The following is a 6,608-nucleotide window of genomic DNA, read 5'->3' as shown; positions in this document are numbered from 1 at the left end:
CCCATGCTCTGAATTCGACCACGTCGGCTGTTGAGATCGCCGATAACGTCGCCCATGTACTCCTCGGGCGTCACAACTTCGACCTCCATGATGGGCTCCATGATGACTGGCTTCGCCTTGCGAGCCGCATCCCGGAATGCCATCCGACCGGCAACTTCAAACGCCATCTGATCCGAGTCGACGTTGTGGAATTTGCCGTCGTAGAGGCGGGCTTTGACACCCTCAAGCGGGTAGCCGGCGAGGGGGCCCTGGTTCATTGCGGAACGAAGTCCCTTCTCTACCGACGGAATGAACTCACGGGGAATCGAGCCGCCGCGAATTTCGTCAACAAACTCAAGACCGACGCCGGATTCGCTCGGGCCGATTTCAATGTATACCTCGGCAAACTGTCCGCGACCGCCGGTCTGCTTCTTATGAATGTAGTGCTCGTCAACGGTCCCGCGGATCGCCTCTCGGTACGCAACCTGGGGCTTACCTACGTTTGCTTCGACCTTAAACTCACGTTTCAGTCGATCTACGATAATCTCGAGGTGCAATTCGCCCATTCCGGCGATGATCGTCTGTCCTGTTTCGTCATCCGTGGACACCCGAAACGTCGGATCCTCCTCGGCCAGTTTCTGGAGGCCTACGCCCAGCTTGTCGTTGTCGGCTTTCGTCTTCGGTTCGATAGCGATCCGAATGACGGGCTCCGGAAAGTCCATCTTCTCGAGCACGATCGGGTTGTTCACGTCGGCGAGCGTATCGCCTGTGCGAACGTTCTTGAGCCCGACGGCGGCGGCGATATCTCCCGCACACACCTCATCGACGTCCTCACGGGAATTCGCGTGCATGAAGAGAATGCGTCCCACGCGCTCCTTCTTCTCGATCGAAGCGTTGAGAACCTGCTGGCCCTTCTTGAGCGTACCGCTGTACACCCGGAAAAATGTCAACTTCCCGACATACGGGTCGGTAGCGATTTTGAAGGCGATTGCACTGAACGGAGCGTCGGGGTCTGCTTCACGGACTTGTTCCTCATCCATGCGCGGAGCCATACCCGTCACAGCCGGCACGTCTTTCGGGCTCGGGAGATAATCGATCACGCCGTCGAGAAGTCTCTGCACGCCTTTGTTTTTGAAGGCTGATCCGCAGAACACCGGCGTGATATCGAGACTCAGTGTTGCCTTTCGAACCGTGGCCTTGAGCTCTTCGGCGGTGATCTCCTCGCCCTCGAGGTACTTCATGAGGAGCGCGTCGTTGTGCTCTGCCACCGCCTCCAGCAAATTGATTCGCCAGTGCCGCGTTTCCTTGACGAGGTCACCTGGGACATCGATCTCGTCCCACGTGATTCCCTGCTTGTCGTCGTGCCACACGATGGCCTTGTTCGTGATCAGGTCGATCACTCCGCGGAACATGTCTCCCTCGCCGATCGGGATCTGTACCGGAACGGCATTGGCCTTCAGGCGGTCCTTCATCATCTGGACAGCAACCGCGAAATCGGCACCGGTGCGATCCATCTTGTTCACAAAGGCGATGCGGGGAACGCCATACTTGTCCGCCTGACGCCAAACGGTTTCGGACTGTGGCTCCACGCCGCCAACCGAACAAAACAGGGCGACGGCTCCATCCAGCACTCGCAGCGAGCGTTCGACTTCGACCGTAAAGTCAACGTGGCCCGGCGTGTCGATGATGTTGATTCGACTGTCCTTCCATGAACACGTGGTGGCGGCGCTCGTGATGGTGATGCCCCGCTCCTTTTCCTGTTCCATCCAGTCCATGGTCGCACCGCCCTCATGCACCTCACCCATGCGGTGCAGGCGTCCCGTATAAAACAGGATGCGCTCCGTGGTCGTAGTCTTCCCGGCATCAATGTGGGCCATGATGCCGATGTTGCGCGTTTTCTCGAGTGGTACTTTTTTCTCCGCCATAACTCTATCTATCTAAACTATCGAGCACCTAGAAGCGGAAGTGCGCGAACGCTTTGTTAGCCTCTGCCATGCGGTGCGTGTCGTCCTTCTTCTTGATGGCACCGCCTTCACCTTTGGCAGCGCTCATCAACTCATTTGCCAGGCGATTGGCCATACTTTTGTCATTTCTAGCGCGGGCGTACTGGATGATCCAGCGAAACGCCAGCGCGGTGCGGCGCTCCGGACGCACCTCGATCGGGACCTGATACGTTGCACCGCCGACCCGTCTCGAACGAACCTCGACGAGCGGAGCCGCGTTGTTCACGGCTTTGCGAAACACCTCGATACCGGGCTCGCTCGTTCGCTCCTCGATTGCTCGAAACGCGTTATACACAATGCGCTGAGCAATACTCTTCTTCCCTTCCTTCATAACGCTGTTCACGAAACGGGAAACCAGTTCGTCGTGATAAATCGGATCGGCAACAACCTGCCTTCTGTCCGCACTTTTTCTACGCATATCGACTCGGTAATGCTTAATTCCGCCGGCTGCGATGCCGGGGATTCCACGATCAGGAGTTAGACCTTCGGCTTCTTCGCGCCATACTTGGAGCGTGATTGCATCCGATCTTCGACCCCGGATGCATCCAGGGCACCACGAACGATGTGGTACTTGACACCAGGCAGGTCCTTGACTCTGCCCCCACGCACGAGGACGATGGAATGCTCCTGCAGATTATGACCCTCACCGGGGATGTAGGCAATGACCTCCACTCCGTTGGTCAGGCGCACCTTGGCCACTTTCCGAAGTGCCGAATTCGGCTTCTTCGGCGTAGTCGTGTACACGCGAGTGCAAACACCGCGCTTTTGCGGACACGAGCTAAGTGCCGGCGACTTCGTCGTCTTCACCTTCGGGTGACGACCCTTTCGGACTAATTGTTGAATCGTAGGCACGATTAGATCAGGTTGGTGGCGCGGTCCCGGCAATCGCCGTCCCCGCAATACAAACAGTCGCGTAATATACGGCGGGTCGGGTTCACGCAACAATGAAGGGGATGAAGAAAATGTTGGGTTGGCGTCCAGCGTCCTGCCGGAATAACCGGCTGATAGAACGAAAACAGCCCGAAGAGGCTACTTGCGGTGATTGGGGCTCCCAGGCTCGAACCGTAGACAGTCTGTATCAATTCGATTAATCGCTATAGATCACTGGATCGGTATCAAGAATGCATGAGCACAAAAAAAGGGACCGACGCTCGTCGATCCCGTGCTCTGGAGTACCTGTCTCCCGGCTCAGGCAGGCGCCGGGCTGTCAGCATCCTCTTCTGGTAGCAGCTGCGTGCCATCGCCGCTCTCCGGCATATCCGACGGCGGTGCCAGCTCTTCCTCACTGCCCACAACATCATCGGTCTTCGCTTCGTCCTGTCCGTTGATGTTCATATAGTCCCCGAAAGGCCGGTCGCCCAGAATGGCAACAAGCTCTTTCGGACCCAGCACTTCCTTCTCAAGCAGCGCCTGGGCCATATCCTCGAGCTTGTCGCGCTTCTCAGTCAGCAGTTCACGGGCCCGCTCGCGTACGCTCCCGATGATGCGCTTCACCTCTTCATCGATGATCCGCGCCGTGTCTTCCGAGTACGGCTTGTCGAAAATCGGGCCCTCACTGGCCGCCCCGGAAAGATTAAAACTCACAGCACCAACACGATCGCTCATCCCGTAGTCGACAACCATGGCATAGGCCATCTTCGTGATGCGCTCAAGGTCGTTCTGGGCCCCCGTCGAAATCCGGCCGAAGACTATCTCCTCCGCAACTCGTCCACCGATCGCCATCGTCATGCGATCCTCAAGGGCCTCTTTCGTGTACAGATATCGCTCTTCGGGCAGATATTGCGCATACCCCAGCGCGGCGAGCCCTCGCGGCACGATTGATACCTTCACAACCGGGTCCGTGTTTTCGAGATACCAGCCGGCTATGGCGTGTCCCGCCTCGTGATATGCAACGATTTCCTTCTCCTCGGGCGAGATCAACTTGTTCTTCTTTTCCAGGCCGCCGATGACGCGATCGATGGCTTTCTCGAAGTCCTCCATCTCAATCGATTCCTTGTCCTCCCGGGCGGCCAGCAGCGCGGCCTCGTTACACACGTTTGCAATCTCGGCACCCGCAAAACCCGGTGTCTGGGCCGCGAGATGATCACAATCGACATTATCGGAGAGAATCAGCTCGCGCGTGTGCACCTTGAATATCTCTGCTCGTTCCAGCCGATCGGGTTTGTCAATGAGGACCTGCCGGTCAAATCGGCCTGGTCGCAGGAGAGCCGTGTCAAGCACGTCGGGACGGTTCGTGGCAGCCATGATGATCACACCCTTGTCGGTGTTGAAACCGTCCATCTCGACCAGGAGCTGGTTGAGTGTGTTTTCCCGTTCGTCGTTGGCGCCCATCATCATACCCCGTCCTCTTGAGCGCCCGATAGCGTCGATCTCGTCAATGAAGATGATGCACGGCGCCTTTTCCTTTGCCTGACGGAACAGGTCACGCACTCGCGCGGCGCCAACACCGACAAACATCTCAACGAAGTCTGATCCTGACAGGGAGAAGAACGGCGTGCCCGCTTCGCCCGCCACCGCCTTGGCGAGAAGCGTTTTCCCCGTTCCCGGCGGCCCAACGAGCAAAACCCCTTTCGGGAGCTTGCCACCGAGCCTCGTAAACTTCTTGGGAGAGCGCAAGAACTCAACGACTTCAGCCACCTCTTCCTTCGCTTCTTCCAGCCCGGCAACATCCTTGAATGTCAGCCGATGATCGCCCATCGCGTCAAAGAGTACTGCCTTGTTCTTGCCGATGCTCAGAACCTGACTTCCGGGATTCATTCTCCGGATCAGGAAAACCCATAGAACGACCAGCAGCAGCAACGGGAAAACCCACGTCAGAAGCCCTGCAAACCAGTTCTCTTCTTGCCGGGCACTGAATTGAATCGTGGCATCGCCGGCCTGTTTGGCCTTCTCGTTGTGCTCACGCAGGAACTGCGTCAGTTCATGATCCGACGGCTTGACGGTGCTGAATATCTTCCCCTGGTCGGCCGACGACGCTGAAAGGAAATCCTGGCGAGGACGGGCAACCTTGACCAGCTCGTTCTGAACCGCTGAATCGACGTATTTGCCATTGATCCGTGAATCGTTGACAACAACCACTTCGGACACGTATCCCTTTTCAACGTAGTCCAGAAACGTGCTGTATTCGATCGAGTTGGGGTCTGCACTATTGATGAAGAGCAGAATGTGGACGATGAGCGCCAGAAAGATGGCGAGGTAGATCCACAACGAAAATCGTGGACGCTTGTCGGGAAGGCGAGGGCCTGACCCTGAGTCCTTCCGCTCGAGTTCTATGTTATCGCGATCGTCGTGCGCCATGCGCAAAGGCGGACCCGCAGGCCGCGAGCGTCCGGGTAGACGCTCAAACTAGTTCAGGACAAGTGTAAGGTAACAGCTGAAATGGATGGTAGGTTCCGTTTCCGAGTCGTGCATCGGGCACCGCCGGACTGCCTGTGCGAGATCGGATGCCATTCGAGTTTACTACGGCCAGAAGGCTATCTGGATGCAGTCCGAGGCCTGTTCAGCGCCGAGGATCGGGCGCGCAATTGACGTCCAGCGCCATCCGATAGCGCACCGCACGCCCGTCAATTGTCGCGGGGCGAAACCGACTGAGCCTGATTACCCGAAGCGCTTCCTCGTCGCAGCCGGCCCCGACGCTCTCGGTGATTGACGGCTCGAGGATGCGGCCTCGCTCGTCGACTACAAAGCGGAGCTCTACACGACCGGAGACCTGACCCTCTGCGGCCGTGTCCGGATACCGAAACATGCGCTGAAGGGCACCGTCTCCACCGACGAGGCGCGGCTCCACGTCGACACTGTCGTACGTAGTGGTGTCGGCGACTGTCGGTGGTCGGTCAAGAAGATCTCTTTGAAGTGCCTCTTCCGGACGTTGCGCGCCGGGGACGCCCCCCGCCTCATCAGCGTCCTCCCGCCGACGTTCGGAGATCGTCGGATCGGTGTCCTTCTGATCGACTGCAATGTCACCCTCACGATCCAGGGGCACATCCGTAGTATCCGCCACGGACACCAAGGTCGAGTCCACCGCAGGCTTCATCCTTTCGTTCAGGGCCGCCGTCAGTCCCGCTGCTCGCCGCGCGTAGTCCGAACCAGGGTATCGAGTGGATATGAGTGTGTAAAGGTCGAGCAAATGAATCGTCGGCCGGGATTCGATTTCCGGCTGCCGTTGTGTTCCGGGACTGATCGTCGTGACCGGCGTCACTGTTTCCGGCTGCCGTTGTGTTTCGGGACTGATCGTCGTGACCGGCGTCACTGTTTCCGGCTGCTCCAGCGAGTCCGGCTTAGCATTGGCCACCGGACCGGAGGGTATATCGGCCGCCTCGAAGCCGCGTTGCAATGAGTCCGTCACGGCGATCGTCGAATCCGCTGGTGCTTCTCTGTCGCCCGACGGCGCAACCACCTGCCTGGAGACAGAATCCGTTGCGGCGGTTGGAGATACGTCCGCCTGCCCCGCGTTTGCCGCATCGGCCTCGGGCAGCATGGGCGTCTCCATCAACCCGAGTTGAATCCAGAGCGAGTCCGGAATTTCAATTGCTATCGGCTGGGTAATATCAACCCTTTCGATCTCGGCCCAGTCCGAATAAATCGCTCCCGCAGCAAGAAGAGAACGTCCGGACAACAGGCTGTCCG

Annotated in this window: 5 protein-coding genes; all 5 read right to left on the bottom strand. The window is 58.2% G+C overall.

All coding sequences use genetic code 11. From position 1 onward, the window contains the following. A partial coding sequence (fusA, locus tag HKN37_10205) for an elongation factor G (GenBank protein NNE47018.1) occupies positions 1-1,904 on the bottom strand: 1,904 nt, incomplete at its 3' end. A 28-nt stretch (positions 1,905-1,932) separates the two neighbouring features. Beyond that, complete coding sequence (gene rpsG / locus HKN37_10200; GenBank protein ID NNE47017.1) at positions 1,933-2,400, bottom strand: 30S ribosomal protein S7; 468 nt, start codon at positions 2,398-2,400, stop codon at positions 1,933-1,935. A 59-nt stretch (positions 2,401-2,459) separates the two neighbouring features. Continuing rightward, complete coding sequence (locus HKN37_10195; GenBank protein NNE47016.1) at positions 2,460-2,834, bottom strand: 30S ribosomal protein S12; 375 nt, start codon at positions 2,832-2,834, stop codon at positions 2,460-2,462. A gap of 336 nt (positions 2,835-3,170) precedes the next feature. Beyond that, positions 3,171-5,279 carry an ATP-dependent zinc metalloprotease FtsH gene (gene hflB, locus HKN37_10190; protein ID NNE47015.1) on the bottom strand — a complete coding sequence of 703 codons (2,109 nt, stop codon included), beginning with the start codon at positions 5,277-5,279 and terminating at the stop codon, positions 3,171-3,173. A gap of 202 nt (positions 5,280-5,481) precedes the next feature. Further along, on the bottom strand, positions 5,482-6,608 hold a 1,127-nt coding region (locus HKN37_10185), incomplete at its 5' end, for an energy transducer TonB (protein NNE47014.1).

Source organism: Rhodothermales bacterium (assembly GCA_013002345.1).
Taxonomy (GTDB): domain Bacteria; phylum Bacteroidota; class Rhodothermia; order Rhodothermales; family JABDKH01; genus JABDKH01.
The sequence above is the reverse complement of the archived record's forward strand: the minus strand, read 5'-3'. Positions and strand labels throughout refer to the sequence as shown.

What these genes read in the sequence shown, in the direction of transcription:
- hflB (NNE47015.1), bottom strand. Translation starts at nt 5,279, where the DNA reads ATGGCGCACGACGATCGCGATAACATAGAACTCGAGCGGAAGGACTCA.
- rpsG (NNE47017.1), bottom strand. Translation starts at nt 2,400, where the DNA reads ATGCGTAGAAAAAGTGCGGACAGAAGGCAGGTTGTTGCCGATCCGATT.